Below are 23,678 nucleotides of genomic sequence, written 5' to 3'. Positions count from 1 at the left end.
CTCAGTTATTTTGCGAATTTGGAAATTATAGAAAAACTTTTTAGCTTATTCCAAATAATCACTACTGGGGGTTTAGTAACCTTGAGTAAATGATTGGGGGTGATATTTATGACAGATGTTGAGGAGAGGATCAACCAAATCATCCAAGTACTTAGGGAACAGGTTGTCCAAGATACAGTTGTTCCAAGAAATATTAGGAGGGCCGCCGAGCAAGCTATTGAGGCCCTTATGAACAAGGAAAAAGAACCTGCCGTAAGGGCTGCTGATGCAATTGCAATACTTGAAGAAATTAGTGAGGATCCAAACATGCCCCTTCATACGAGAACAATAATTTGGGAAGTTCTTGGAGCCCTGGAGCAGATAAAGTGAATATTGCCCTCTTCTTTTCTTAACTTTAAAAGTTGAATTTATATAGGTTAAACTCCTTTTTCTCCCTTGGGAGACCTAATGAAAGGGCTAATAGTAAGGCAGCCCTACGCAAAATGGATAGTAGAAGGGAAAAAGACTTGGGAAATAAGGAAAACTCCAACTAAAATAAGAGGGAAAATAGTGATAATTTCTGAGAAAAAAGCTCTCGGAGTTGTTGAGCTCGTTGATGTTCTTGGACCATTTACTCCAGAGGAGCTAGCAAATCATGAGAACAAACATCTTGCCAGCTATGACTTTCTTAAAAAATACTCCAATGGAAAAAAGCTTTACGCGTGGGTTCTCGCAAATCCAATAAAGTTTGATCCGCCTATAGAGGTTGATATCCCAAACGGGGCTCAAATCTGGGTAAATTTAAAGAATTGGAGGTGGTAAAGTGTTTGTTATTGGTAGTGGCGCCCAACACTTAAAAAAGGAAATTGAGGGGAGTGCAAAAATAATTAACGTCGAGATAAAGAAATTTCCAGATGGAGAAAAGTACGTAAGAATACTCGAAGAGGGAGAAGAAGCAACCGTAATCCAGTCAATGTACAGACCCCAGGATGAACACATAATAGAGGCAATCCTCATAGGAGATGCCCTCCGGGAAAGGGGATATAAAAGGGTAAGGATAGTTGTCCCATATCTCGCCTACTCCAGACAGGACAGGGTGACCAAAGAGGGAGAACCAATAAGCGTGAGAGCCATAATGAGGATGCTCGGCTTATATTATGATGAACTCTACGTGTTCGACATTCACAATCCAAAAACATTGGAATTCTTCCCAGGGAAAGCAGAAAATGTCTCCCCTGCCAAAGTCATAGCGGAATACTTCAGGGAAAAGTTAGGAGATGGAGTAGTAATGGCACCCGACAAGGGAGCGCTCGAGAGAGCAAAGAGCGTTGCTGAAATATTAGACCTCGAATACAGCCACTTTGAGAAGAAAAGAATATCACCCACAGAGGTTCAGATGACTCCAGTAGATGTTGATGTAAAGGGGAGGAACGTCCTAATTGTTGATGACATAATAAGCACGGGCGGAACAATGATTAAAGCTGCAAATCTTCTCAGGGAACTAGGGGCTAAGAGGATATTCGTCGCTGCAACACACGGAGTTTTTGCAGAAGGAGCCATTGAAAGGGTAAGCAATGCCGTTGATGAATTAGCAGTAACAAATACAATCCCCACACCCGTTTCAAAGATAAGCATAGTTCCTGAAATACTTAGGCTTTAACGCATGATTTTTGTACTTCCTCATACTTACCCTTCTAATTGGGGAAGTACAATGAAGGCCGTGATTTTAGCAGCCGGAAAGGGAGAAAGATTAAGGCCACTAACAGATGATAGACCAAAGGTAGTGCTTAAGGTCGCGAACAAGCCGATAATAGAGTATGTAATCGAAAACCTTGATCCCTTCGTCGACGAGTTCATTATAGTAGTTAGATATATGAAAGAAAAACTAATCGATTTATTAGGAGATGAATTCCACGGAAAACCAATAACCTACGTAGATCAAGTCGAAGGAGAAGGAACGGCAAAGGCGATATATTCTGCAAAAGAATTTATAGAAAAGGGAGAGGCGTTCTTCGCAGTCAATGGGGATATATATTTTGAGCAAGATGCCATCAGAGGACTCTTACATACCTTTAGAAAGAACAATGGAGACGCAGCTCTAGTAGTTAAAGAATTTGAAGACCTCAGCCAATTTGGAAAGGTAGAAGTAGAGGGAAAATACGTAAAGAAAATACTTGAGAAGCCAGGAAATGTCAAGGGCTTTGCAAATCTCGGAATTTATATCTTCAAAGATGATGTTTTTGAATTCATAGAGAGAACCGAGGAAAGCGAGAGGGGCGAGTACGAGATAACGGACACAATAAATCTCATGATTGAAGCGGGAAAGAACGTCGTTTTCTACAAATACGAAGGTTATTGGAACGATATCGGGAGACCATGGAATCTCCTAGAGGTTAACGAGTACATCCTAAAAACCAAGCTAAAACACGAGATCAAAGGCATCGTTGAGGAGGGAGCAACTATAATTCCTCCAGTAGAAATTGGGGAGGGAACAGTCGTTAGGGCGGGAAGCTACATAATAGGGCCGGTGAAGATTGGAAAGAATTCTAGGATAGGGCCAAACTGCTTCATAAGGCCCTATACAAGTATAGGGGACAACTGCCACATAGGAAATGCAGTCGAGATAAAGAACTCAATAATAATGGACAATAGCAACGCCCCACACTTGAACTATGTTGGAGACTCAATAATAGGAGAGAATACAAATTTAGGAGCAGGAACGATAACGGCAAATCTCAGACACGACAAAGGAACGGTAAAAGTTGAAGTAAAAGGAAAATTAGAGGACTCAGGGAGAAGAAAGCTCGGGGCGATAATAGGCCATAATGTGAAGGTCGGAATAAACGTAAGTATATATCCGGGAAGAAAGATAGGGAGTAACGCCTTTGTAGGTCCCGGAGTCATAGTCGACAAGAACATTCCACCAGGTGTTCTTGTTGTTGTCAAGCAAGAGAAAACGGTGATAGAAAAATGAGCTCTATAATCCCCCTCCTTAATTTATTGTCGAGGGGGATACTGTTTGGTGTTGCAACGTATAAAGCTATAAAAACCAAGGAAAAAGGCTGGACAATACTTTCCGTTGCATTTTTCATAGCAATGCTTGATATTGAAAACTACATATTGAAGCCATTAGGCATAACGATAGACCCTCACATATACCCCATTGTCAGCAAAATACCAAGTTTCTACATAGGAATACTTCTCTTAGGAGCCGCGTTTATGTTAAAGTATGACACAATAAGACCGAGACACATCACAATAATTGGGATAGTTCTAGTGGCATCATATGCATGGATATTTGCAATGGCAGTTGGCATGTTTAGAGGAAACTTTATGCTATCCTCCTTGTGTCCATCCTTAATCCTTGGAGGTGCTTTGGTTTACCTGGCATTCATCTTATGGGAACATGTTGTGGAGAAGAGAAGTCTTCAAGCTTTATTTCCACTTGGAATTGCCGGGGTAGGAGTATTAAACCTGACTTACCCATTTACAAGGCATGTAGACTGGTTCTATCCACTAGCATTCCTCGGAGCAGCAATCTTCAGACTAATTGCGGCTATAGGAGCCTTAAAGATGGTAATATTCGTCCCTAAAACCCCACAGAAAACCCCACATTTAGTTATAAAGCCAGGAGCCTATTGGACTACCGATGAAGGGAAAGCACTGGACATAGCCTCAAAGATGAACACAGTAATGATAACTAGGAAGCACCCAACAAATGAAATAAACAGTTCAACGTTAGTGTATTGGGTAACAAAGGTTAGGGAAGGAGAAATAAGAGAGAACGTTTATGCTATATCACCAACAAAGATTGACATTCTAACGGATCTTATTGCAAAGGCATTCAAGGTTGGGTATAACTTACTGTATATAGATTGCCTCGAATTTTTGATTCTCGAAAATGGATTTAATCCAGCAATGAAATTCTTATACACTGTCAAAGATATTGCAATAGAGAACAACGGGAGCATTTTACTTGTCATAAACCCCAGAGTCCTTGATGAGCATCAAATGAAAATAATTGAGAAAGAATTCCAAAAACTCTAATCAGAAAGCTCCTTAAGATATAACCCATACTTGACTAAGGCGTACACGGCGTCAACTCCATCCTCAACAGTTTCGAATACTGGAACTCCTTTCTCTTCAATTCTCCTTGCCATTTTCTCAGGGAACTCTCCACCCGGAGCGACGAATACTATAGGCTTTCCGTACTCCTGAACCCTCTCCATCACATCAACTATTCCCTCATCCAACGCCGGGCTTTGGAAGAGGGCTATAACTGCCACTATATCAACGTTTGGATCCTCAAGGGCGTATCTAATTGCAAGCTCATACCTGCTTGAAGGAGCATCGCCAATGACATCAATTGGGTTCCTGTAGCTCATGTGTTCTGGGAGCTTACCTTCCTCTATAGCCTTTCTAAACTTTTCATTAGTTTCTTCACTTAGCTCCGCAAGCTTGAGGCCCACCTCAAGGAGGCCATCACTCATCATCACTCCAGCCCCGCCACCATTGGTAACTATCGCAACCCTATCCCCGCTAGCGGGCTTCTGCATGGCCAATGCCTTTGCATAATTGAAAAGTTGCCTCATGCTCTTGGCCGAAAGAACACCAGTCTGCTCGAATGCTGCTTCATAGATCTTATAACTTCCCGCTAACGAACCAGTGTGGGAAGCGGCAGCTTTTGCTCCAGCCTCAGTCCTTCCAGCCTTGAGAACTATAACGGGTTTAACCTTCGTAGTTTCTTTAGCCGCATTGAAGAACTTCCTTCCGTCCTTTACTCCCTCAATATAAGCAGTTATGACCTTTGTTTTTGGATCATCCTTCAAGTAGAGCATGAAGTCACTCTCATCGAGGTCGGCCATGTTTCCAAGACTTATGAACTTGCTCATACCAACTTCGTGCCTCGCTGCCCAATCAAGAATTGCTGCACCGAATGCTCCACTCTGACTCATAAAGGCTATTGGCCCAAATTTTGGTCTTGCCTGCCTCTCGGGCGGGTTAAAGTTACAGTCAAAGCCGTTCTCAAGGTTTGTGACTCCAAGACAGTTAGGACCAACTACCCTTATTCCCCACTTCTTGGCCCTTCTAACGAGCTCCTCCTCTAAATCAGCCCTTCCAGCCTCCTTGAAGCCAGCAGATATTACAACAACTCCCTTTACCCCTTTCTCCCCGCACTCCTCAACAACATCTGGAACAAATTTTGCAGGTACTGCAATTACTGCAACATCGACTTCATCTGGAATATCCTTGATGCTCTTGTAAACTTTGAATTTCTTTCCGTTGACCTCAATCTCACCACCCTTTATGTTCACAGCATAAACCTTGCCCTTGAAGTTCGCCGTGATTGAACGCATTATTGCATTTCCTATTTTCCCAGGGACGTGAGAGGCCCCAATTACTGCAACGCTCTTAGGGTAAAATAGAAAATCCAGCTCTCCAGCCACCTCTAACCACCTAACATGGGGGACCAATTTTACATATATAAAATTTTCCAAGTTGGATTAAATGTCCAATAATTCCTTTAACTCCTTGACCTTGTTAGTATACTTTGGAGAGTAGATTAGGGTCAAGAAGTTTAAAAAGTGGATTAGCGTTATTTCATCAAGGTCTATGGAGGATATCCTTTCTATAAGTGGTTGAGAGTCCGACTCTATGCCATGAAAAACCTCTTCAAGGAGTTTAGAAAATCTTTCCTTGTCTTTTATTCTTATTCCAGCCTTTCCAAGAATCTCTATTAACTTCGCCATTTCTCTCATGAGATAGGTTCTTCTGAATTCCTCGGTATCCTTATCAGGCCCAACTCTGACTAAAAACAGCAAAGCTACTCTTCCATAAACGGTTTCATTTCCAACCTTCTCAACCTCCTCTACCAGTCCAGCATCTTCCAAAGCTTTTATATGCCTATATATTGTAGATCTGTCCTTTCCCAGGGCCTGTGCTATTTCTGAAACTGTCATTGGGTGATACCTAAGAAGGCCTAATATGCTTATACGGGTTGGATCTGACAACACTTTCAACTGCTTTGGATCTGAGATTATCATAACATCTTTCCTACACATCCTAATATTCCTCCAGCTTATCCTGGGGGGTTTCTCCCTCTTCGACTATTTTCTTACCCGCGGCAACCATGTCAATACTGTGAACAACGCCTCCAAACTCCTCGATTGTCCTAACTATTTCCTCATAGTCCAGATTATCACCCACAATCGTTATCTTTACGTTTTCAGTTTCTTTATCGATCTCGACTAGCGTAATATTCACTCCTTCCACTCCCTCAAGTTCGCTCAGTCCTAGGGCAAGCTCTGTAACTAAGGGTTGATGGGGCTTCAGAACATCTAAAACAAGGAGCCTTATCCCCTTGGCCATCTTCTCCCCGTCACCTCTTAAGAATTTGACTTAGCTTTTTAAGTAATTCTATGTATTCCTCATCTCTTCCCAATTCAGCCATTGAAAGCCATTCAACAGCATGTATTATATCCTCATTGGAAAACTCCTTTAGAGCTTCCTCATTTTCCTCAATCTCTTTCGATATCTTAACTTTTGTCTCATATTCCTTCATTAGCATCTTATCCATCAAGTCAAGCAACTCTTCGTCATTAAACTTATAACCAAGCTTTTTGAAGATATCAAGCTTTGTCTTCAATCTCGAACGGGCAAAGTACCTTAGCTCCTCATCGCCAAGATACAGGTTTATATAAAATACGTCAGCAGTTCTACCATAGTATTTTTCAACGAGGTTCCCTTTCATCTCGGTTCTTTTAACCTCAACTAAGCCCGCCTCCTTGAGTTTCTCTATATGGTGATATATTGTTTGGGGAGTTTTTCCAAGTATTTCACTCAATTGGGATATTGTCATTTCTTTATTTCTCAAAAGCTGGAGAATTTTCCTCCTAGTGTCCTCAAGCATTATTTTAATGACTTCTGGATCTGTAATTACCTTAACCTTCTTTGCCATTCTCCGCCCCTCCAATTTTAACGTTCTGATTTAGGTTTACATGAAAAGTTAAAACTTTTTCTATTTTCTTCCATCAGTTTTAGGAGATTATTCAAAGCCCCCAAAACATATTTTTTGTTTTTTAGAAATTATCCTTCCCAATAACAATCACCTCATAATCTAAAGTCTCATATAACGAGATAGAAAATGACCTTGAATGAACTTGAAAATAGCCTTATAATAAAACACTTCAACGAGTAATATTAGGGGTTGAATTATGAAAAACGCAAATGAAAAACACTTGCTCTGCTACATAACCCTTGTGACAATCCTAATTACTCTTCCCTACTTCTTAACGAGGAAAACTCCGCCAGGGTATATCATAGGTGGAGACACACTCGTTCATACAGCAATAGCCCGAGGAATATTACTTGGAAGGAGTCCCTTCCTAGATCAGACCTATAACGTGTATCCGAACTGGTACCCGTTCTTTTACCATTTCCTCGTCGCGGGGATATCGTGGGGATTTGGCTTCCCAATTGAGAAAAGCATGATGATACTACAGGCGGCTCTGGCACTCTCAACAATACTAGTTATGTTCCACGTAGCCAAAGAACTTTGGGGAGAGAATGCCGGAATAGCGGCGGCATCTCTCTCCTTAATGCTATTAACCGCTCACATTTACCCTAATCCAAAGGAACTCGCTCCACTGTTTGGAGTACTGTCTCTTCTCCATTTCATCAGGCGGCAATGGGTAATCTCAGGCATTTTAATGGGTCTCGCTCTGTGGACCCACTATGCGTTCGTGCTGCCTTTACTCGCTCTCCCTATAGTGGTCGGGATTCTAAAGAGAGAAAAGCGGGCATTGTTGACATTCATCATAGCATTAGCCGTCTTCTCTCCCTTCATTATTAACGCCCTTATTCATGCCGAAACTGCACCTCAGATCGAAGATATATACAGGTTTTGGGAAACGGACACCTTGGAAAGGAAACTCACTAGCCTGCTCCCTCCTCTTTACCTTATTCCATTTCTCGGGCTGGCTATTATAAACTGGAGAAAGAGGAAAGAAACTACTGTTACAACGTTGCTCTTATTCATCGGACTTATATGGGTTGCTAGACTTTCTCCGGAGCTTCTCAAACCCCTTGGGATAATACTGTGGTCGTCACGATTCAGTGGCTTGCTTCCGTACACTTATACCCTCCTAGCGGCATATGGTGTCTCCATCGTTGAGATATCTTCTAGGAAAATGGCCACAATGCTCCTAATCATCATGGTATTCCTCTTCCCTGTGGCCGGGGCGTTGAATTTTTGGGACTCCATTAGGAGAGATCCTTTTGTGAAAGTTTCTGGAGTAGACTTCTCCAATTATTTTCCAAGAGAGCACTTTCTAGAGGTCAGAGACTGGATACTGACCAATACCAACCGAGATGATACGATAGCAACGAGCGAAGAGGCTGGAATGATGTTAAATGCATTAACTGGAAGACCGATTATAGCCACGATGTATGGACATGGGAACACTTTTCTCGACAACGAGCAAAGGAGAAAGGACTTAGAAAAGCTGTTTACAGGAGATTGCAATGAGAAAAAGCTCATTATCAAAAAATACCATGTTAAGTATATTATCCTCGAGCCCTTTATTCACGAACGGTGGGGACAAGTTAATATGAGCTGCGTGGCATCTCCAATTTACAGGATTGGAAACGTGACAATTATGAGGGTGAAAAGATAAGACTGGCCTTTCAATGCTTGATGTTAGTTTGATGTACCGTCTACTAAGCCTTGCATACTTTGTAACAACTGTTCTTGCGTTCTTTGTTCTAAACGAACTAATCAGAACAACATACTGAATCAGAGTGCTTTCAATGATAATATTTTCCAGGTTCAGATGTTTATATTTTTGGTAAATTTATTGTTTTGACTATTGATGGATCTAGCTACTAATTATGATTTATTCATGAAGGCCAGTCTAGATACCATAATCAAATTGCCAAAAACATTCCAAATGAACACTTGGAGAAGACGAAGTGTATGGAATTTGGTATTAGAAGAATGGCGGGCCCGGCGGGATTCGAACCCGCGACCTCCGGCTTAGAAGGCCGGCGCCCTATCCTGCTAGGCTACGGGCCCACACTCGGGGTTAAGTTATGATGTTGATTTATAAATTTTGCTTAACCATCCTCACCCAAATACCACTCTTACCTACCTTTTTGAACCCAAACTTCTCATATAATTTCATTGCCCCAAAGTTTTTCTCCCCAACCCATAATTCTATTGTGTCATTATATTTCTCAAGAAAGTCCAAACATGTCTTCAGCAACTTCTTTCCAATTCCTTTACCCTGCCACTCTTTATCTATAACAAATTCGTGAATCGCACCAACGATTTTTCCCTCATATCTGCTAAACCAATCTCTATCACAAACGATAAACCCGACTATTTTATTCCCAACCTTGGCCACAAAGAACCCGTCTGGAGCCCTCTTCCAGCACCAAAGAATGTAATCTCTCGCATACTCCTCCCCTTCCCCTCCATACTCTTCCAGTCCCTTATATCCACTCATGTAAACCTCAATGAGCTCCCGGAGAATTTTTTCATTAATTTCTTTGAGCCTCTCTATTGTGACTTCACTCATCGAAGAACAGATAAACTGCCGGTTTTAAAAAGGTATGGGGGACGAAAATGCTCGAAGAGATAATTGTGAAGCACCTAGGGAGTATTAAACCAGAAATCCAGAGAGCAATAGAAGTTGCAAAAGAGATGCTGGGGGAAGGTAGTCACGGCCTCTCTCATACTGAGAGAGTGTTAAAGCTGGCCCTAGAGATCGGCAAAAAAGAAGGTGCAGATCTAGAAGTTTTAGCTTTAGCAGCGATTCTTCACGATGTTGCAAGGCCACTAGAGGAAAAAGGATTGATCAAAGATCATGCCAAAGAAAGCGCTAAGATAGCCAGGGACATACTAAACAACTATCCGAAAATTGAAGAAGTAGTCCACGCAATAGAGGCCCACAGGTTCTCAAGAGGTGTGGAGCCAAGGACATTAGAAGCAAAAATCCTTAGTGATGCAGATAAGATAGACGCACTTGGAGCAGTAGGGATAGCGAGGGTGTTTATGTACTCTGGCGAGCACGGCAGAAGCATAGAGGATTCAATTAGACATTTTGAGGAGAAAATACTGAAACTAAAAGACCTCATGTACACAAAAACTGGAAAGAAAATTGCAGAGGAGAGGCATAAAATCGTCGAGGACTTTCTAGAGGAGTTAAAGAAGGAAATCACGCTATTTTAATGTCTATTATTTCGTTTAAGAGCGATATTATCTTTTCATGAAGGCCGAGAGGCAAACCATCAACACTTGACTCTCTCTTTTTCGTTATGCCATCGATTAACCCGGCTTCAACGAGACTAGTGACAACAGACTTTTCATCAAATTCTCTAAGCAAGTTAACTCCCTCTCTGATCGAAAGCTCTGCAACAAGGCCATATGCCCCCCAGTTTGATACTCCAGCAATTACTAACTCCGTTGTTCTAACCGTAGAATAATATCTGCCTTTAAGCTCCAAGTTGCCCATCCCTATCTCATTTCCTCCATCCCCAATTCCTATTGTTGGTATTTCCTTCTCTGAGGCATTAAGAAAGAGCTCATCATAAGGCCTAACCCTTATTTCTAGGCCAGAGAATGAGTAATATTTCCCATCCCTGGCCCTACCAGGAGTTTCTATGCTTACTAAGCACGAGTATTTCTCGATGTTTGGAAATTTTGTGATAACATCCCTATAAAAATCCTTTAACGCATCTGCTACAATATCCTGCGTTAGGATTGTTGCACTTTTCCCAAGTGATGTTAGAGCTAATGCTAAGGCAAGGGCTCCTGGGGGCCCATCTGTTTCAGGAGTCATGGAAGGGGGTATTGGAAAGTCAGACACTATTAAGACTCTCTCAGAACTTAAAAGAATATTAGCTGCATTTGAAAGGTATTGAGGTCTCTTTAGCTTATACTTTAAATATAACTTCTCTACTCCCCTCCCTCCTATGTCTGTAGCAATAAGGTGATCAATCACTTCCATCTACCTCATACACAACTATCTTAACCCTCTTACCCTTAATCGCCTCCTTCAACTCCCACCACAACCTCGTAGGATTCTCCTCTTTATGGAGCAGCACATCATCTCTTGCCGTTTTGACTATCTTTTCTTTGTACTCTACGAAAATTCCTTCCTTTTCAAATATCTTCTTCATTCTCAATCACCTCTAAGATTCTTGGAAGTTCTAGAATCGATTTTATCTCAAAATCCGCAATATTATAACTGTTGTCATTACTGGGGTTTATCCAAACTGCTTTCATGCCAACTCCTTTAGCCCCAAGCACATCCTGCTCCAAATTATCTCCCACCATAAGGGATTCTCCAGCCTCAACTCCAGCCTTTTCAAGGGCTGCAATAAATATTTTAGGGTCTGGTTTCACAGCTTTTACATGATCACGCGTTATAATAACATCGAAATACTTGCGGAGATTTGTAAGGGCTAGTTTTAATTCTTGATACTTAGGTCCACTTGTTATTACTCCTAAAATGTACTTCCGAGATAAGCTATCAAGGACTTCTGGAACACCAGAGAAAACCTCAATGCGATCCGGGTATCTAAGTAAGAAGTCCTCAAATTTGAAGGGCAACTTAAAAAGCTCAAAGAAGAAGTTCCAGTCGTGCCATTCATATGTGCCTTTTCGGTTTTCTATCTCCCTTAAGAATATCTCCCTAGCCTTATATTTTGGAACTCCTATTTTCTTCGAAATCTCAGAGTAAACTATTGGAAGAAATGTCATCACCAGGGGCCATTCACTCACTAACGTTCCATCCAAGTCAAAGAATATTGCTCTTATTCTCACCATTTTCTCACCAATAGTGCCAGTACTTCTGTACTTTTGATACTATCATCCATCTTGACTCCCCATATTATGTCTTTTTCCTTTAATATCTCTTGGAACCTTTTTAGAATATTAATCACGTCTTCTAGTGATGTACTGCTATTTGCGAGTATATTGATCAACCCCCTCTCCCATATACCCCAGTGCCAATTGAAATCTACGGTTTTCAATAACCGCAAAATTCCAACGTTTCCTCCTTTGATTATTTGAAGAAAATCTGCCAGATCAACATTTACCAGCATTTGATTGTCAAGGTAACTGTAAAGTCGCGTGAACATCTCCCCTATTGATGCAGATGCCTCAAGATAAGCCTGCCAAATTGGCTTATCTTCTCGACCTTTTAGAAATTCCCAAAAGGAGTCATAGAAGACTGTTTCAAAGTAATGCACCCACTCAGGTTTTTCTTCAAGTACAAGCTCTCTACCGGGGATTAAAACATATGCAATCTTCATTAAGTCTGAAGGTGAGTTTTCTAGGATATGTGATAGTATTTCCAAATTTACTGATTTTGGCTCAAATATGAACCATATCTGAGCTTCTTTCTCAATGCTCCAGAACACTTCTTCAAGCTTTTTTAAGAAAAGTTCCTTTCTAAAAAGGTATAGAGTAGGGTTAAGGAAGAGTTTTCTAGCCTTACTATATTTTATGCTCCAAACCACCTTCATACCATAATTTCCGATGCCCACAAATATGGGCCTCATTGATATTCCTCCAAAATGTGAGAAGGAGAGAAATATCAAAGAACTACTCTATAGTGGCATGCTTTCTCCTCATGTCCTTCTCCGTCTTCTGGAATGTAGCCATGAGAAGGGCTATCACACCGTCAAGGAACACCATGGTAGAATCTTCAAATAAAGTTCCCATAGGAGCCGTCCACTTATACTGGGTAAGCATTTGCCTTGCTATGTAATCGGTAGGTAGATCCGTCTTAGTCCTTCCTGGTATTTCTACCACAACATCCGCAAGCCTTCCAAGTGTTGAGTCCCTATAGGACGTTATCGCAACAACTTTTCCTCCCTGCTGCTTAGCTATCTCAGCGGCATCTACTATCGTTTTTGTCTCACCAGAACCACTTATGGCTATGAGGAGGTCACCCGGTTCAAATGCTGGGGTTATCGTTTCACCAACAACATAAACATTGAAGTCGAGGTGCATTAGCCTCATTGCAAAGGCCTTTCCAACGAGCCCGCTTCTTCCTGCTCCGTATATGAATATTTTATTTGCCCCTATCATTGCATCCACTAATCCCCTAACCTCCTCAAGCTTAAGCTTCTCTGCAACTTCCTCGATGTGCTCGGTGATGTCCTTCATTGCCTTCCTTATAGTTTTCATGTATTCATCCCAGAACAGGTCTATTATCTTCCTCGTTACTTCCTCCGGATCCTTGGCCTTTGTTATTGCACTACCAACTATTATGATCGTGGCTCCAAGCTCTATAACCTTCGGAATTGTTTCAAGGTTTAAACCGCCTGCAACGGCGACTGGAACCTTAACAGCCTTAACAACCTTCTCTAAGTCTTCAAGTGGACTTTTTCCTTGAGCTTGCTCATCAATCCCAGTGTGGACTAGAATGTAGTGAACTCCCATCTTCTCAAGCTCTTTGGCTCTCTTGACTTTATCCTTAACTCCAATCAGATCGACCATTACTTTTACTCCATATTTCCTCGCAACGGCTAAAGCATCCTTTATTGTCTTATCATCTGCAACTCCAAGAATTGAAACGACATCGGCTCCATGCCTGGCAGCCATCTCCACTTCCAAGGCTCCAGTGTCCATTGTCTTTAAATCTGCAACGATTTTTCTGTCAGGAAACCTTCTCTTGAGAAGTTCGACAGCTCTCATCCCCTCTTTCTTAATTAATGGGGTTCCAACCTCAAGCCAGTGAGCGCCGCCACGAGCAGCTTTCTCGGCTATTGAAATGGCCTGCTCTATGTCAGTTAAATCAAGAGCAACTTGGAGGATCATCTCTCACACCCGGTGATGAGTAGAGTTACCTTCTTTTAAACTTTATACTAATTATATTCCGATGGAGATGAAGGTAAGGAAAAAGATTTATTGGACAAAAGACTTTGACAGCAGCCATTTTCTTGAACTACCTTACGAAAGTAAATGCCTCAGAATACATGGACACACATACAGGGTGGAAGTAGAAATTGAAGGAGAACTAAACGAGAACGGCATGATATTCGACTTCAACCACCTTTCAGAGCTAGCAAAGCTTCTGGATCACAGAATAATAGTCAGCGAAAGATGGGTAAAAGCTTCGAATGACAAAGTGCAGATAGAGAGGAATGGGAAGAAAATAGAACTCCCAAAAAATGAAGTAGTTGTGATAGACAAGCCGAACGTTACTGCAGAATACCTAGCAGAGTGGTTTGCCGAGAGGATTCTCGAAAAAGCTGGGAAAAATGTTGAGAAAATCAAAGTGAGGATATGGGAAGATCCCAGAAGCTATGCCGAGATCACTCTAGAACTTCAAGGATCTTAGCCTTTACTATTCCCTTTCCACCAGTGGGCTCAACTAGCGTTGCACCGCACACCAAGCACCTAACCCTTGTTGCTGGGTGACTAAAGACTATCTGTTCATTTCCACAGTCAATGCACTTAACCCTAAGGAACCTTGACCTCGGCATGGGAATTATGTTCTTTGGGAGAGCCATGGCATCACACCTCCACTAGCTCAAACCTCTTAACCCTGAATCCTCTACCTCTAGTGTGGGCCTTTCCACAAACAGTGCATCTGAACCTAAGGTCAAGCTTCTTAACTGGCTTTTCTCTTCCCTCTGGCTTTGGTCTTGGGAATCCACCGTAACCCTTAAGGATTCTCCTGAACCTTCTCTGACCCGCACTAAGCTCACTCCTAGGCCTCTTCTTCACTTTCTCAACTTTGTGAATAGTGTGCCTCTTACAAAACGGACAGTACGTCCTTATCTGCTTCGGATACTTCATATTTTCCACCTCCCTCCAGGGCCCGGAGGGCTCCTTTCACGGACACCCCCGAGCCATGCTTAGTGATCATGCATTCAGTGGTGGAAGGGGGGAGTTTAAAAATCTTTAGTTAAAAGTTTAGTCCGATGGTAATCTTAGCATCTGCAAGCCCCCGGAGAAGAGAAATTCTAGAGAGATTCTTTGACGTTAAAGTAGTCCCCAGCAATGTTGAAGAGACAAGCATGGCAAGTTCACCGGAAGAAAGGGCTATTGAGATAGCTAGGAGAAAAGCCTTTGCAGTCGCAAAGAGGTATCCTAAGGAGATAATAGTTGCCGCCGATACTACCGTGGTTCTCAATGATATGATCCTAGGAAAACCCAGGAGTGAACACGAAGCAAGAAAAATGCTCGAGTTATTAAGCGATAATATCCACAAAGTTATCACAGGGTACTGCATAATTAAGGGAGAAAAGAGAATAGAAGGGGCAGAGATTACAGAAGTTAAGTTCAGAAAGCTGAGCAAGGAGCTTATAGAATGGTACCTCAAAACAGGAGAATGGAAAGACAAGGCAGGAGGGTACGGCATTCAAGGGTATGCATCAGTTTTCGTGGAATGGATAAAGGGAGACTACTATAACGTGGTCGGCCTGCCCATTAAGGTAGTTGTCGAATTGATGAAACTAGGCCTCAAACCAAAGACATGATTTTTAAGGATGGAAAGGATATCACCTTTGGTGGTCGAATATGGAGAACCCCTATGAGATTACGGCTGTAGTTGCTAGAGAAATACTCGACAGTAGGGGGAATCCAACAGTTGAGGTTGACGTTTACACAAATGTCGCAATGGGAAGAGCAGCAGTCCCAAGTGGTGCATCAACAGGAACACACGAAGCAGTTGAGCTGAGAGACGGGGGAAAGAGATATCATGGAAAGGGAGTAAGAAGGGCCGTTGAAAACGTCAATAAGATAATAGCGCCAGAGCTCATTGGAATGGACGTTAGGTGGCAGAGAGAAATTGACATGCTCCTCCTTGAACTTGACGGTACTGAAAACAAAAGCAACCTCGGTGCCAATGCAATACTTGCAGTTTCACTGGCAGTTGCAAAGGCTGCTGCAAACTCCCTTGAGCTACCACTATATCAGTACCTGGGAGGAGTAAATGCCTATGTTCTCCCAGTTCCCCTCAGCAATGTCATTAATGGAGGTGTTCACGCGGGCAATGAGCTTGACTTTCAGGAGTTCATGATAATGCCGATAGGAGCGGACTCATTCAGGGAAGCAATAAGGTGGGTCAGCGAAACTTACCACGTTCTCAAAAAGGTTATCATGGAGAAGTACGGAAAGAACGCGGTAAATGTTGGTGATGAAGGCGGATTCGCGCCTCCAATGAAAGAGGTCACGGAACCCCTTGACGTCCTAATAAAGGCAATTGAAGAAGCCGGATACAAGCCAGGGGAAGAGATAGCCCTTGCATTAGATGCAGCGTCTAGCGAGTTCTATAACGAGGAAATTGGGAAATACGTGGTAGGAGGAAAAGAGTACGATAGGGGTGAACTTCTCGAGCTATACAAGGAGCTGACTTCAACATATCCAATAGTCTCAATTGAGGACCCATTCCACGAAGAAGATTGGGAAGGCTTTGTCATGATAACCAAGGAGCTCGGAAGCAAGGTTCAGATAGTTGGTGATGACCTCTTTGTCACCAATCCAAAAAGACTCGCCAAGGGAATCCAGATGGGAGCAGCAAATGCCCTTCTCCTAAAGGTTAACCAAATAGGAACACTAAGCGAGGCCATTGATGCTGCATACACTGCCTTTAGAGCAGGATATGGAGTCATAGTTTCGCACAGAAGTGGTGAGACTGAGGATTCAACAATAGCAGATCTTGCAGTAGCCCTGAATGCGGGCCAGATAAAAACCGGAGCACCAGCAAGGAGCGACAGAAACGCAAAGTACAACCAGTTAATTAGAATAGAAGAGGAGCTTGAAGGAGTCGCAGTTTATGCTGGCAAGAAGTTTAGAAAAGTCTTCTTCTGAAGGTTTTTAAACCCTTTTAAAATTCTTTTTTCATGCTTCCAAGGGCAGAAAGCTTCATTGAGGAGTTCAGATTAAAGGCAAGCTTGAGGGCTCTCGAAAGAGTTAAGGCATTCATCTCTCATGAAGCCTATATCGGGCTAAGGAACCTTTTAGAGATGAGACTATATGGGAAACCTTTTGAAAGAAAGAATATATCCTCAAAAGTTGCAGTTGCATACTCTGGAGGTAGTGACAGTACAGCAACGCTTGAAATACTTAGATGGGCAGGGTTTGACGCTATCCCAGTAACGGCCAAGCTTCCTCAAATGAGTGAAGATACTATCAAGAAAATCAAAGAAAAAGGAGCAATACTCGTTGATGTACCAGGATATTTAGAAGAGATGGAGAGACTCATGAACAAAAGGGCTCCAATATGCGGAAGATGCCATTCAATGGTCATGAGCGCCGTTGAGAAAAAAGCGAAAGAAATTGGGGCTGAGATATTGGCCAGCGGAGACATGCTAAGTGTTGGAAGTGGTTCAATTTACTACAATGGAAACATTGTAATTTTAAATCTCCCAGCTTTTCTAGCCTTAAATAAGAAGATACTCCTTGAAATACTTGGATGGAAGGATTATAAGTTATCTTATGGTTGTCCTCTCTGGAGAGAAGCAGTAAAGAGAGCCCCCATAATGAAAAGGTTTGCAATACAAAGGGTTTTGAGGGAGCTCAGAGCCGGAGCACTAACAAAGGACATGGCGAGAGAGCTGATAATCGATATCCTAAAAGCCTAGACGAATCTAGCCGGCCTTAAAGTCTTGACGGTTATGTCCTTTCCAATGGTTACCCTAAACCCCTCCTTCGCGACGTACGTTTTGACCCCTGTTACATTTTGAATGAACTGGGCCTCCTTATAAGGGCCCGCGAAGTGCATCTTCATTCCAGCGTGAGTCATTATGAGAACCTCTGGCTTCTGCTTCATTGCTTTGAGCATATAAACAATATCCTCCGTGCAGAGATGGTAGGGAATCCTCATGTCCCTAGGCCTTGTTACAGAGGCTATCAAGACCCTAGCCCCATCATGCCACTCAACGAGCTCTTCGAAATATTCCGTGTCCGGGATGTAGGAAATATCCCCATAGGAGGTCTTAAGCCTAAATCCTATGGTCGTAGGGTCGCTATGAATAGAAGGAGTTATCACCATCTCTTCCATCCCAATTTTGAATCTGTCACCCGGATTTGGAGCATGAACTTCCTCAAGTGCATCTAAATGGTACTTGCTCAGGGCAGGTGTATGATTTTCATCACCATGAACAACACTTCTGGAACCTATTAGAACGCCTCTCTTTTTCGTAACCCCATATGTCATCCCCTCAACTAAAACCTCGGCATCGTTGCAGTGATCTGTGTGCCTGTGAGATATAAAGAGGACATCTATTTTCCTGGGATCTATCTTATACCTCCACATCCTCACTAATGCTCCAGGCCCAGGATCCACGTATATATTTTTACTGGCCTTTATGAAGAAGCCCCCAGTAGCCCTTGCTTGAGTTATAGTAACGAACCTTCCTCCGCCCCCTCCAAGAAAAGTTATCTCTATCATCCCACCCCTCCGCAATAAACTCACATAAGTGGTTTTTAAGCGTGGTGGAAAATCTTTTTTGAAAGCGTGTTCTATAGTAATCTTGGTGTGAGGGATGATACTTGACGCTGACTACATAACCGAAGATGGAAAGCCCGTTATAAGGCTCTTTAAAAAGGAAAATGGAGAATTTAAGATCGAATACGACAGAACGTTTAAGCCATACATCTATGCCCTCCTTAAAGATGATTCAGCAATTGATGAAGTTAGAAAAGTAACGGCCGAGAGACATGGGAAAATAGTTAGAATAATCGATGTTGAGAAGGTAAAGAAGAAATATCTCGGAAGACCGATTGAGGTCTGGAAGCTGTATTTTGAGCACCCACAGGATGTGCCCGCAATTAGGGAAAAGATCAGAGAACACCCAGCAGTCGTTGAAATCTTTGAATACGACATACCCTTCGCCAAGAGATATCTAATAGACAAAGGAATAGTCCCAATGGATGGGGATGAAGAATTGAAGCTTCTAGCATTTGATATAGAGACCCTCTACCACGAGGGGGAAGAGTTTGGAAAGGGTCCAATTCTGATGATAAGCTACGCAGACGAAGAAGGAGCAAAGGTCATTACATGGAAGAGAATTAATCTGCCATATGTTGAAGTCGTGTCGAGCGAGAGAGAGATGATAAAAAGATTTCTGAAAGTCATTAGAGAGAAAGACCCGGATGTAATAATAACTTACAACGGGGACTCCTTCGATTTTCCATATTTAGTTAAGAGAGCGGAGAAGCTTGGAATAAAACTACCACTCGGAAGGGACGGAAGCCCACCAAAGATGCAGAGACTTGGGGACATGAACGCGGTAGAGATAAAGGGAAGAATACACTTCGACTTATACCATGTCGTCAGGAGAACCATTAACCTGCCAACCTACACACTCGAGGCCGTTTACGAGGCAATCTTTGGGAAGCCTAAGGAGAAGGTGTATGCACATGAAATCGCAGAGGCATGGGAAACTGGAAAAGGACTAGAGAGAGTTGCCAAATATTCAATGGAAGACGCCCAAGTAACTTATGAACTTGGAAAAGAGTTCTTTCCCATGGAAGTTCAGTTGACCAGGCTAGTTGGACAACCTCTCTGGGACGTCTCACGGTCATCAACTGGGAATTTAGTGGAATGGTATCTTTTAAGGAAAGCTTACGAAAGAAATGAGCTTGCCCCAAATAAGCCCGATGAGAGAGAATATGAGAGGAGGCTTAGAGAGAGCTACGCTGGCGGATATGTGAAAGAGCCAGAAAGGGGGTTATGGGAAAACATAGTTTATCTAGACTTCAGATGTCATCCCCCTGATACTAAAGTCATTGTTAAGGGTCGCGGGATTGTTAATATAAGCGAAGTCAAGGAAGGAGACTACGTCCTTGGAATCGATGGATGGCAGAAGGTACAAAAAGTCTGGGAATACAACTACAAGGGCGAGCTCATCAACGTAAACGGCCTTAAATGCACTCCCAACCACAAACTACCTGTAGTTAGCGGAAACGGTAAACAAGCGTTGATACATGATATTCTTGCAAAATCCCTCCTAACAGAGGGTATCAAGGGCAAATTAATAACAACACCATTCTTTGAAAAGATTGGAAAAATTGAGGAAACCAAACTACCTGAGGAGGATGTACTCAAAGGAGAACTGGCCGGAATAATACTTGCTGGGAACAAAGGAACAACTTTTCACCAGAATGGAATAGAGATAACAATTAGAGAAAACGGAGAGGAAGTTATCCAAAGGATTACATACATCCTCCAACGTCTGTTTGGAGTGACCCCCACTGTATTACAAAAGGACGGATCCAACGCGATGACTCTAAAAGTTGCCAAAGAAGAAGCATACTCCAAAATTAAAAGGCTTATTAATGATATCGAGAAACTTCACGCTCCTTCGGTACTCAAAGGATTCTTCGAAGGTTGTGGGATAGTTGATAAGACCGAAAAAAGTATTGTTGCAACTCAAGAAGCAGAAGAGAAATGGAAATTAAGCTTAATATCAAAGTTACTAGAGAAGCTTGGGATTCCGCACAGCATATCCGAGCACACTTACTCTGAAAATGGAAAACCTTTAACAAAGTACATCCTGGAAATCAAAGGAAAGGACAGCCTCATACTCTTCCAGACTATGATAGGGTTCATTAGTAAAGCGAAGAACCAGACCCTTGCTGAAATTATTAGAGAGAGCAATAATATTGGAAACAACTCCTTCTATAAACTCTCAGACTTTGAAGTAACTACCGAATACTACGAGGGCAAGGTATATGACCTGACACTCGAAGGAACTCCTTATTACTTTGCAAACGGCATTTTGACACACAACTCTCTATACCCCTCTATAATAATCACACACAACGTTTCTCCAGATACACTAAATAGGGAAGGCTGCAGGAAATACGATATTGCTCCAGAGGTCGGACATAAATTCTGCAAGGATGTGGAAGGATTTATTCCAAGCCTACTCGGCCATCTCCTTGAGGAAAGGCAGAAAATAAAGCGGAAGATGAAAGCTACAATAAACCCCGTTGAGAAAAAACTTCTCGATTACAGGCAGAAAGCTATCAAAATCCTTGCAAATAGCATTCTACCAGACGAGTGGATTCCCATACTTGAAAATGGAAGACTAAAGTTCTACAGGATTGGGGAGTTCATTGATAACTTAATAAAAAGGAATGCAAATCTTGTCATTAGAAACGGCAGTACAGAAGTTCTCGAGACCAAAAACATTATGGCAATATCCTTTGACAGAAAAACAAAGACCTCAAGAGTTAAGCCGATCAAAGCAGTTATCAGGCATTCTTACTCAGGGAATATTTATAAGATAAAGCTGACATCCGGAAGGACAATAAAAATAACTCACGGACATAGCCTCTTTGTCTTCAGAAATGGGGATCTTATTGAAGTGAAGGGTGAAGAAGTAAGAGAAGGAGACCTAATAGCCGTTCCAATGAGGATCAAGCTTCCCGAAAAACCCGAAAGAATTAACATCGTCGAGATTCTTCTCTCCCTCCCGCCCGAAGAAACCTCGGATGTCACCATGACAATCCCCATCAAGGGAAGAGAGAACTTTTTCAATGAGATGCTAAGAACCCTACGCTGGATTTTTGGGGAAGAAGAGAGACCTAAAACAGCAAAACGCTACCTTGAGCATCTTGAGAGACTTAACTACCTAAAGCTTACGAAAACAGGGTACAAGGTCTTGAATGAAGACGCACTCAGAGAATACAGGAAACTCTATGAAAGGCTGGTCAAAGTGATTCAATACAACAAAGATAAGGGAGAATACCTAGTCAATTTTAATGCAATCAGAGATGTCCTTCCCCTAATGCCCGAGAAGGAGCTTAAGGAATGGTACATAAGTAGCAACAATGGCTTCAGGATGAAACCCTTTATAGAACTCGACAACGACTTTGCAAAGCTTCTCGGTCACTATGTAAGGGAGGGAAGTGCAGAGAAGCTAAGGAATAGCCAGAACTGCATGGTGAGGCTATACAGTAGAGACAGCAAAGCTCTTAATGACATAGAGAAGCTCGCGATAAAGTTCTTTGGAAAGATAAAAAGGGCACAGGATTATATTGAAATTCCTGAAAAGACTGCATATCTGCTGTTCAAGGGTCTGTGTGGAAATCATTTAGAGAAAAAAATCCCAGAACAAATTTTCACATCTCCATATAACGTTCGCTTGGCCTTCCTTGAGGGGTACTTAAATGGAAATATTCACACCAGCAAGTTTTTAATCAAAAGCGAGCTTTTGACAAATGAAATTATCTTCCTCCTAAACTCCCTAGGCGTTTCGTCAATTAAGATAGATAAAGATAGCAACTCCTATTCAGTTTACATAAATGAAGAACTCTCAGAAAAGAAGAACGCATACAATCCCTACTCCCTTCCAAAAGACGTCCTTGAGGAAGTTTTGAGAAAGACATTAAAGAAGGATATAGGGTATGAAAAAGTCCAGGAACTCATTGAGAGCGGAGAACTTGATGAGGGGAAAGCAAAGAAAATTGAATGGCTCCTAAAGGGGGACATAGCACTAGACAGAGTCAAGAGTGTTGAAGTTGAGGATTATGAAGGATACGTGTACGACCTCAGTGTTGAGGAAGATGAGAACTTTCTCGTAGGCTTTGGCCTTCTCTATGCCCACAACAGCTACTACGGATACTACGGCTATGCAAAAGCTCGCTGGTACTGTAAAGAGTGCGCAGAGAGCGTTACAGCGTGGGGAAGGGAGTACATAGAGCTCGTGAGAAAGGAGCTCGAAGGGAAGTTCGGCTTCAAGGTGTTGTACATAGATACAGACGGACTCTACGCCACGATACCCAGAGGAGATCCAGCAGAAATAAAGAAGAAGGCTCTAGAGTTCGTGAGGTATATAAATGAGAAACTGCCAGGTCTTCTAGAGCTCGAGTATGAGGGATTCTACAGAAGAGGCTTCTTCGTGACAAAGAAGAAGTACGCACTAATTGATGAAGAAGACAAGATCATTACAAGAGGGCTCGAGATAGTTAGAAGAGACTGGAGCGAGATAGCTAAAGAAACACAGGCAAAAGTCCTTGAGGCTATTCTCAAGGAGGGTAACGTTGAAAAGGCCGTGAAAATAGTAAAGGAAGTTACGGAAAAGCTAATGAAGTATGAAGTACCTCCAGAGAAGCTTGTGATATATGAACAGATAACAAGGCCGCTGAATGAATATAAAGCTATAGGTCCTCATGTGGCAGTCGCCAAGAGGCTAGCAGCCAAGGGAGTTAAAGTAAGACCAGGAATGGTTATAGGGTATATCGTGCTACGTGGAGATGGTCCAATTAGCAAGAGGGCAATCCTTGCTGAAGAGTATGATCCCAGAAAGAATAAATATGATGCAGAATACTACATCGAGAACCAAGTACTCCCGGCCGTCTTGAGAATCCTTGAGGCCTTTGGCTATAAAAAGGAGGATCTTAAATACCAGAAGAGCAGACAAGTAGGACTAGGAGCGTGGATTAAGGTGAAGAAGTGACTTCCACCTTGCTTTGGGGCCTCTAGATGTTTTTACGGGGATCTCATACTACCCAGGAACAAGGCTTTCAAAAGAAAAAATTTAAGGATTAACCATTTGCTGGACTGTGGCTGAACTAATTTCCTTCTTAAACTCCCCATGATTAGCTTTTTCTGTTTTATTGAAATCCACGATTTGCCCCTGGAAGAACTGTTGTCGCCTGAGGTATTTACTCTGTTCCAAACTTTAGCTCCGGCGTTGACGCCCAAGAGGAACCCCCGCCCTACAGG

Annotated in this window: 25 protein-coding genes and 1 tRNA gene; 12 read left to right on the top strand and 14 right to left on the bottom strand. The window is 42.3% G+C overall.

Annotated elements, in window-relative coordinates; all coding sequences use genetic code 11:
- Positions 1-108: 108 nt before the first annotated feature.
- The 5 genes from PY04_RS02050 (at position 109) to PY04_RS02030 (ending at position 4,026) form a co-directional block, all read left to right on the top strand.
- The gene (locus PY04_RS02050; RefSeq protein ID WP_014733520.1) at positions 109-369 is read left to right on the top strand and encodes a UPF0147 family protein; all 261 of its coding nucleotides are present in this window, start codon (positions 109-111) and stop codon (positions 367-369) included.
- A gap of 78 nt (positions 370-447) precedes the next feature.
- A complete protein-coding gene (locus PY04_RS02045) occupies positions 448-801 on the top strand; it encodes an ASCH domain-containing protein (RefSeq protein WP_014733519.1) in 354 nt (117 codons plus the stop codon).
- A 1-nt stretch (position 802) separates the two neighbouring features.
- The gene (locus tag PY04_RS02040) at positions 803-1,639 is read left to right on the top strand and encodes a ribose-phosphate diphosphokinase (protein WP_014733518.1); all 837 of its coding nucleotides are present in this window, start codon (positions 803-805) and stop codon (positions 1,637-1,639) included.
- A gap of 51 nt (positions 1,640-1,690) precedes the next feature.
- Positions 1,691-2,953: a bifunctional sugar-1-phosphate nucleotidylyltransferase/acetyltransferase gene (gene glmU / locus PY04_RS02035; RefSeq protein WP_014733517.1), complete on the top strand. Its 1,263-nt coding sequence runs from the start codon at positions 1,691-1,693 to the stop codon at positions 2,951-2,953.
- A complete protein-coding gene (locus tag PY04_RS02030; protein ID WP_048055903.1) occupies positions 2,950-4,026 on the top strand; it encodes a DUF835 domain-containing protein in 1,077 nt (358 codons plus the stop codon). Before glmU ends, PY04_RS02030 begins: the two co-directional genes overlap by 4 nt.
- Here PY04_RS02030 and PY04_RS02025 read toward each other — a convergent pair.
- The 4 genes from PY04_RS02025 to PY04_RS02010 are packed head-to-tail and all read right to left on the bottom strand — an operon-like array spanning position 4,023 to position 6,937.
- On the bottom strand, positions 4,023-5,426 hold the full coding sequence (locus tag PY04_RS02025; protein WP_048055902.1) for an acetate--CoA ligase family protein: 1,404 nt from the start codon (positions 5,424-5,426) through the stop codon (positions 4,023-4,025). The two genes, PY04_RS02030 and PY04_RS02025, sit on opposite strands and share 4 nt — an antisense overlap.
- Positions 5,427-5,483: 57 nt before the next feature.
- Entirely contained in the window at positions 5,484-6,041 is a 558-nt protein-coding gene (locus PY04_RS02020; protein WP_014733514.1) for a helix-turn-helix domain-containing protein, read from the bottom strand.
- 1 nt (position 6,042) lies between these two features.
- Positions 6,043-6,348: a DUF211 domain-containing protein gene (locus tag PY04_RS02015; RefSeq protein ID WP_014733513.1), complete on the bottom strand. Its 306-nt coding sequence runs from the start codon at positions 6,346-6,348 to the stop codon at positions 6,043-6,045.
- Between the two features lie 10 nt (positions 6,349-6,358).
- Complete coding sequence (locus PY04_RS02010; protein ID WP_014733512.1) at positions 6,359-6,937, bottom strand: winged helix-turn-helix domain-containing protein; 579 nt, start codon at positions 6,935-6,937, stop codon at positions 6,359-6,361.
- A gap of 256 nt (positions 6,938-7,193) precedes the next feature.
- Here PY04_RS02010 and PY04_RS02005 point away from each other — a divergent pair, with 256 nt between their 5' ends.
- Positions 7,194-8,654: a transporter gene (locus tag PY04_RS02005; RefSeq protein ID WP_014733511.1), complete on the top strand. Its 1,461-nt coding sequence runs from the start codon at positions 7,194-7,196 to the stop codon at positions 8,652-8,654.
- Between the two features lie 321 nt (positions 8,655-8,975).
- Here PY04_RS02005 and PY04_RS02000 read toward each other — a convergent pair.
- Both PY04_RS02000 and PY04_RS01995 read right to left on the bottom strand, forming a co-directional pair.
- Positions 8,976-9,052: transfer RNA gene (locus PY04_RS02000), tRNA-Arg, on the bottom strand.
- A 28-nt stretch (positions 9,053-9,080) separates the two neighbouring features.
- On the bottom strand, positions 9,081-9,557 hold the full coding sequence (locus tag PY04_RS01995; protein ID WP_014733510.1) for a GNAT family N-acetyltransferase: 477 nt from the start codon (positions 9,555-9,557) through the stop codon (positions 9,081-9,083).
- A 47-nt stretch (positions 9,558-9,604) separates the two neighbouring features.
- On the opposite strand from PY04_RS01995, the gene PY04_RS01990 reads away from it, so the two are divergent.
- Positions 9,605-10,210: an HD domain-containing protein gene (locus tag PY04_RS01990; RefSeq protein WP_014733509.1), complete on the top strand. Its 606-nt coding sequence runs from the start codon at positions 9,605-9,607 to the stop codon at positions 10,208-10,210.
- Here the strand turns inward: PY04_RS01990 and PY04_RS01985 are convergent.
- The 5 genes from PY04_RS01985 to hxlAB are packed head-to-tail and all read right to left on the bottom strand — an operon-like array spanning position 10,197 to position 13,810.
- Entirely contained in the window at positions 10,197-10,988 is a 792-nt protein-coding gene (locus PY04_RS01985; protein WP_014733508.1) for a glutamate cyclase domain-containing protein, read from the bottom strand. The genes PY04_RS01990 and PY04_RS01985 overlap by 14 nt on opposite strands.
- Positions 10,975-11,160, bottom strand: a complete 186-nt coding sequence (locus PY04_RS01980) for a hypothetical protein (RefSeq protein ID WP_014733507.1) — start codon at positions 11,158-11,160, stop codon at positions 10,975-10,977. The genes PY04_RS01985 and PY04_RS01980 overlap by 14 nt, the downstream gene beginning before the upstream one ends.
- Positions 11,144-11,809: a TIGR02253 family HAD-type hydrolase gene (locus tag PY04_RS01975; protein ID WP_048055901.1), complete on the bottom strand. Its 666-nt coding sequence runs from the start codon at positions 11,807-11,809 to the stop codon at positions 11,144-11,146. The genes PY04_RS01980 and PY04_RS01975 overlap by 17 nt, the downstream gene beginning before the upstream one ends.
- Positions 11,803-12,546 carry a hypothetical protein gene (locus tag PY04_RS01970; RefSeq protein WP_014733505.1) on the bottom strand — a complete coding sequence of 248 codons (744 nt, stop codon included), beginning with the start codon at positions 12,544-12,546 and terminating at the stop codon, positions 11,803-11,805. Before PY04_RS01970 ends, PY04_RS01975 begins: the two co-directional genes overlap by 7 nt.
- Before the next feature lie 43 nt (positions 12,547-12,589).
- Positions 12,590-13,810 (bottom strand): bifunctional 3-hexulose-6-phosphate synthase/6-phospho-3-hexuloisomerase, encoded by a 1,221-nt coding sequence (hxlAB, locus tag PY04_RS01965; RefSeq protein ID WP_014733504.1) that lies wholly within the window; start codon positions 13,808-13,810, stop codon positions 12,590-12,592.
- Between the two features lie 67 nt (positions 13,811-13,877).
- On the opposite strand from hxlAB, the gene PY04_RS01960 reads away from it, so the two are divergent.
- Positions 13,878-14,333 carry a 6-carboxytetrahydropterin synthase gene (locus PY04_RS01960; RefSeq protein WP_014733503.1) on the top strand — a complete coding sequence of 152 codons (456 nt, stop codon included), beginning with the start codon at positions 13,878-13,880 and terminating at the stop codon, positions 14,331-14,333.
- On the opposite strand, the gene PY04_RS01955 is transcribed toward PY04_RS01960, so the two are convergent.
- Together PY04_RS01955 and PY04_RS01950 are read right to left on the bottom strand one after the other, a co-directional pair.
- On the bottom strand, positions 14,308-14,505 hold the full coding sequence (locus PY04_RS01955) for a 30S ribosomal protein S27e (RefSeq protein ID WP_014733502.1): 198 nt from the start codon (positions 14,503-14,505) through the stop codon (positions 14,308-14,310). The genes PY04_RS01960 and PY04_RS01955 overlap by 26 nt on opposite strands.
- Positions 14,506-14,509: 4 nt before the next feature.
- On the bottom strand, positions 14,510-14,794 hold the full coding sequence (locus PY04_RS01950; RefSeq protein ID WP_014733501.1) for a 50S ribosomal protein L44e: 285 nt from the start codon (positions 14,792-14,794) through the stop codon (positions 14,510-14,512).
- A gap of 125 nt (positions 14,795-14,919) precedes the next feature.
- Here PY04_RS01950 and PY04_RS01945 point away from each other — a divergent pair, with 125 nt between their 5' ends.
- The 3 genes from PY04_RS01945 to PY04_RS01935 are packed head-to-tail and all read left to right on the top strand — an operon-like array spanning position 14,920 to position 17,583.
- Positions 14,920-15,477, top strand: coding sequence for a Maf family nucleotide pyrophosphatase (locus PY04_RS01945; RefSeq protein ID WP_014733500.1), 558 nt, complete (start codon positions 14,920-14,922; stop codon positions 15,475-15,477).
- A 40-nt stretch (positions 15,478-15,517) separates the two neighbouring features.
- The gene (gene eno, locus PY04_RS01940; RefSeq protein ID WP_014733499.1) at positions 15,518-16,810 is read left to right on the top strand and encodes a phosphopyruvate hydratase; all 1,293 of its coding nucleotides are present in this window, start codon (positions 15,518-15,520) and stop codon (positions 16,808-16,810) included.
- Positions 16,811-16,842: 32 nt separating this feature from the next.
- Positions 16,843-17,583: an ATPase gene (locus PY04_RS01935; protein ID WP_048055900.1), complete on the top strand. Its 741-nt coding sequence runs from the start codon at positions 16,843-16,845 to the stop codon at positions 17,581-17,583.
- On the opposite strand, the gene PY04_RS01930 is transcribed toward PY04_RS01935, so the two are convergent.
- A complete protein-coding gene (locus tag PY04_RS01930) occupies positions 17,580-18,392 on the bottom strand; it encodes an MBL fold metallo-hydrolase (protein WP_014733497.1) in 813 nt (270 codons plus the stop codon). The two genes, PY04_RS01935 and PY04_RS01930, sit on opposite strands and share 4 nt — an antisense overlap.
- Positions 18,393-18,486: 94 nt before the next feature.
- On the opposite strand from PY04_RS01930, the gene PY04_RS01925 reads away from it, so the two are divergent.
- Complete coding sequence (locus PY04_RS01925) at positions 18,487-23,409, top strand: DNA polymerase domain-containing protein (RefSeq protein ID WP_014733496.1); 4,923 nt, start codon at positions 18,487-18,489, stop codon at positions 23,407-23,409.
- Positions 23,410-23,678: the final 269 nt, after the last annotated feature.

The organism is Pyrococcus sp. ST04, from assembly GCF_000263735.1.
In the GTDB taxonomy this organism is placed as follows: domain Archaea; phylum Methanobacteriota_B; class Thermococci; order Thermococcales; family Thermococcaceae; genus Pyrococcus.
This window is presented reverse-complemented; position numbering and strand designations above follow the sequence as displayed.

Excerpts from the sequence above, each read along its gene's own strand:
- PY04_RS02050 (WP_014733520.1), top strand. The coding sequence starts at position 109 with ATGACAGATGTTGAGGAGAGGATCAACCAAATCATCCAAGTACTTAGG.
- PY04_RS02045 (WP_014733519.1), top strand. The coding sequence starts at position 448 with ATGAAAGGGCTAATAGTAAGGCAGCCCTACGCAAAATGGATAGTAGAA.
- glmU (WP_014733517.1), top strand. The coding sequence starts at position 1,691 with ATGAAGGCCGTGATTTTAGCAGCCGGAAAGGGAGAAAGATTAAGGCCA.
- PY04_RS02030 (WP_048055903.1), top strand. The coding sequence starts at position 2,950 with ATGAGCTCTATAATCCCCCTCCTTAATTTATTGTCGAGGGGGATACTG.
- PY04_RS02020 (WP_014733514.1), bottom strand. The coding sequence starts at position 6,041 with ATGTGTAGGAAAGATGTTATGATAATCTCAGATCCAAAGCAGTTGAAA.
- PY04_RS02015 (WP_014733513.1), bottom strand. The coding sequence starts at position 6,348 with ATGGCCAAGGGGATAAGGCTCCTTGTTTTAGATGTTCTGAAGCCCCAT.
- PY04_RS02010 (WP_014733512.1), bottom strand. The coding sequence starts at position 6,937 with ATGGCAAAGAAGGTTAAGGTAATTACAGATCCAGAAGTCATTAAAATA.
- PY04_RS02005 (WP_014733511.1), top strand. The coding sequence starts at position 7,194 with ATGAAAAACGCAAATGAAAAACACTTGCTCTGCTACATAACCCTTGTG.
- PY04_RS01995 (WP_014733510.1), bottom strand. The coding sequence starts at position 9,557 with ATGAGTGAAGTCACAATAGAGAGGCTCAAAGAAATTAATGAAAAAATT.
- PY04_RS01990 (WP_014733509.1), top strand. The coding sequence starts at position 9,605 with ATGCTCGAAGAGATAATTGTGAAGCACCTAGGGAGTATTAAACCAGAA.
- PY04_RS01985 (WP_014733508.1), bottom strand. The coding sequence starts at position 10,988 with ATGGAAGTGATTGATCACCTTATTGCTACAGACATAGGAGGGAGGGGA.
- PY04_RS01980 (WP_014733507.1), bottom strand. The coding sequence starts at position 11,160 with ATGAAGAAGATATTTGAAAAGGAAGGAATTTTCGTAGAGTACAAAGAA.
- PY04_RS01975 (WP_048055901.1), bottom strand. The coding sequence starts at position 11,809 with ATGGTGAGAATAAGAGCAATATTCTTTGACTTGGATGGAACGTTAGTG.
- PY04_RS01970 (WP_014733505.1), bottom strand. The coding sequence starts at position 12,546 with ATGAGGCCCATATTTGTGGGCATCGGAAATTATGGTATGAAGGTGGTT.
- hxlAB (WP_014733504.1), bottom strand. The coding sequence starts at position 13,810 with ATGATCCTCCAAGTTGCTCTTGATTTAACTGACATAGAGCAGGCCATT.
- PY04_RS01960 (WP_014733503.1), top strand. The coding sequence starts at position 13,878 with ATGAAGGTAAGGAAAAAGATTTATTGGACAAAAGACTTTGACAGCAGC.
- PY04_RS01955 (WP_014733502.1), bottom strand. The coding sequence starts at position 14,505 with ATGGCTCTCCCAAAGAACATAATTCCCATGCCGAGGTCAAGGTTCCTT.
- PY04_RS01950 (WP_014733501.1), bottom strand. The coding sequence starts at position 14,794 with ATGAAGTATCCGAAGCAGATAAGGACGTACTGTCCGTTTTGTAAGAGG.
- PY04_RS01945 (WP_014733500.1), top strand. The coding sequence starts at position 14,920 with ATGGTAATCTTAGCATCTGCAAGCCCCCGGAGAAGAGAAATTCTAGAG.
- eno (WP_014733499.1), top strand. The coding sequence starts at position 15,518 with ATGGAGAACCCCTATGAGATTACGGCTGTAGTTGCTAGAGAAATACTC.
- PY04_RS01935 (WP_048055900.1), top strand. The coding sequence starts at position 16,843 with ATGCTTCCAAGGGCAGAAAGCTTCATTGAGGAGTTCAGATTAAAGGCA.
- PY04_RS01930 (WP_014733497.1), bottom strand. The coding sequence starts at position 18,392 with ATGATAGAGATAACTTTTCTTGGAGGGGGCGGAGGAAGGTTCGTTACT.
- PY04_RS01925 (WP_014733496.1), top strand. The coding sequence starts at position 18,487 with ATGATACTTGACGCTGACTACATAACCGAAGATGGAAAGCCCGTTATA.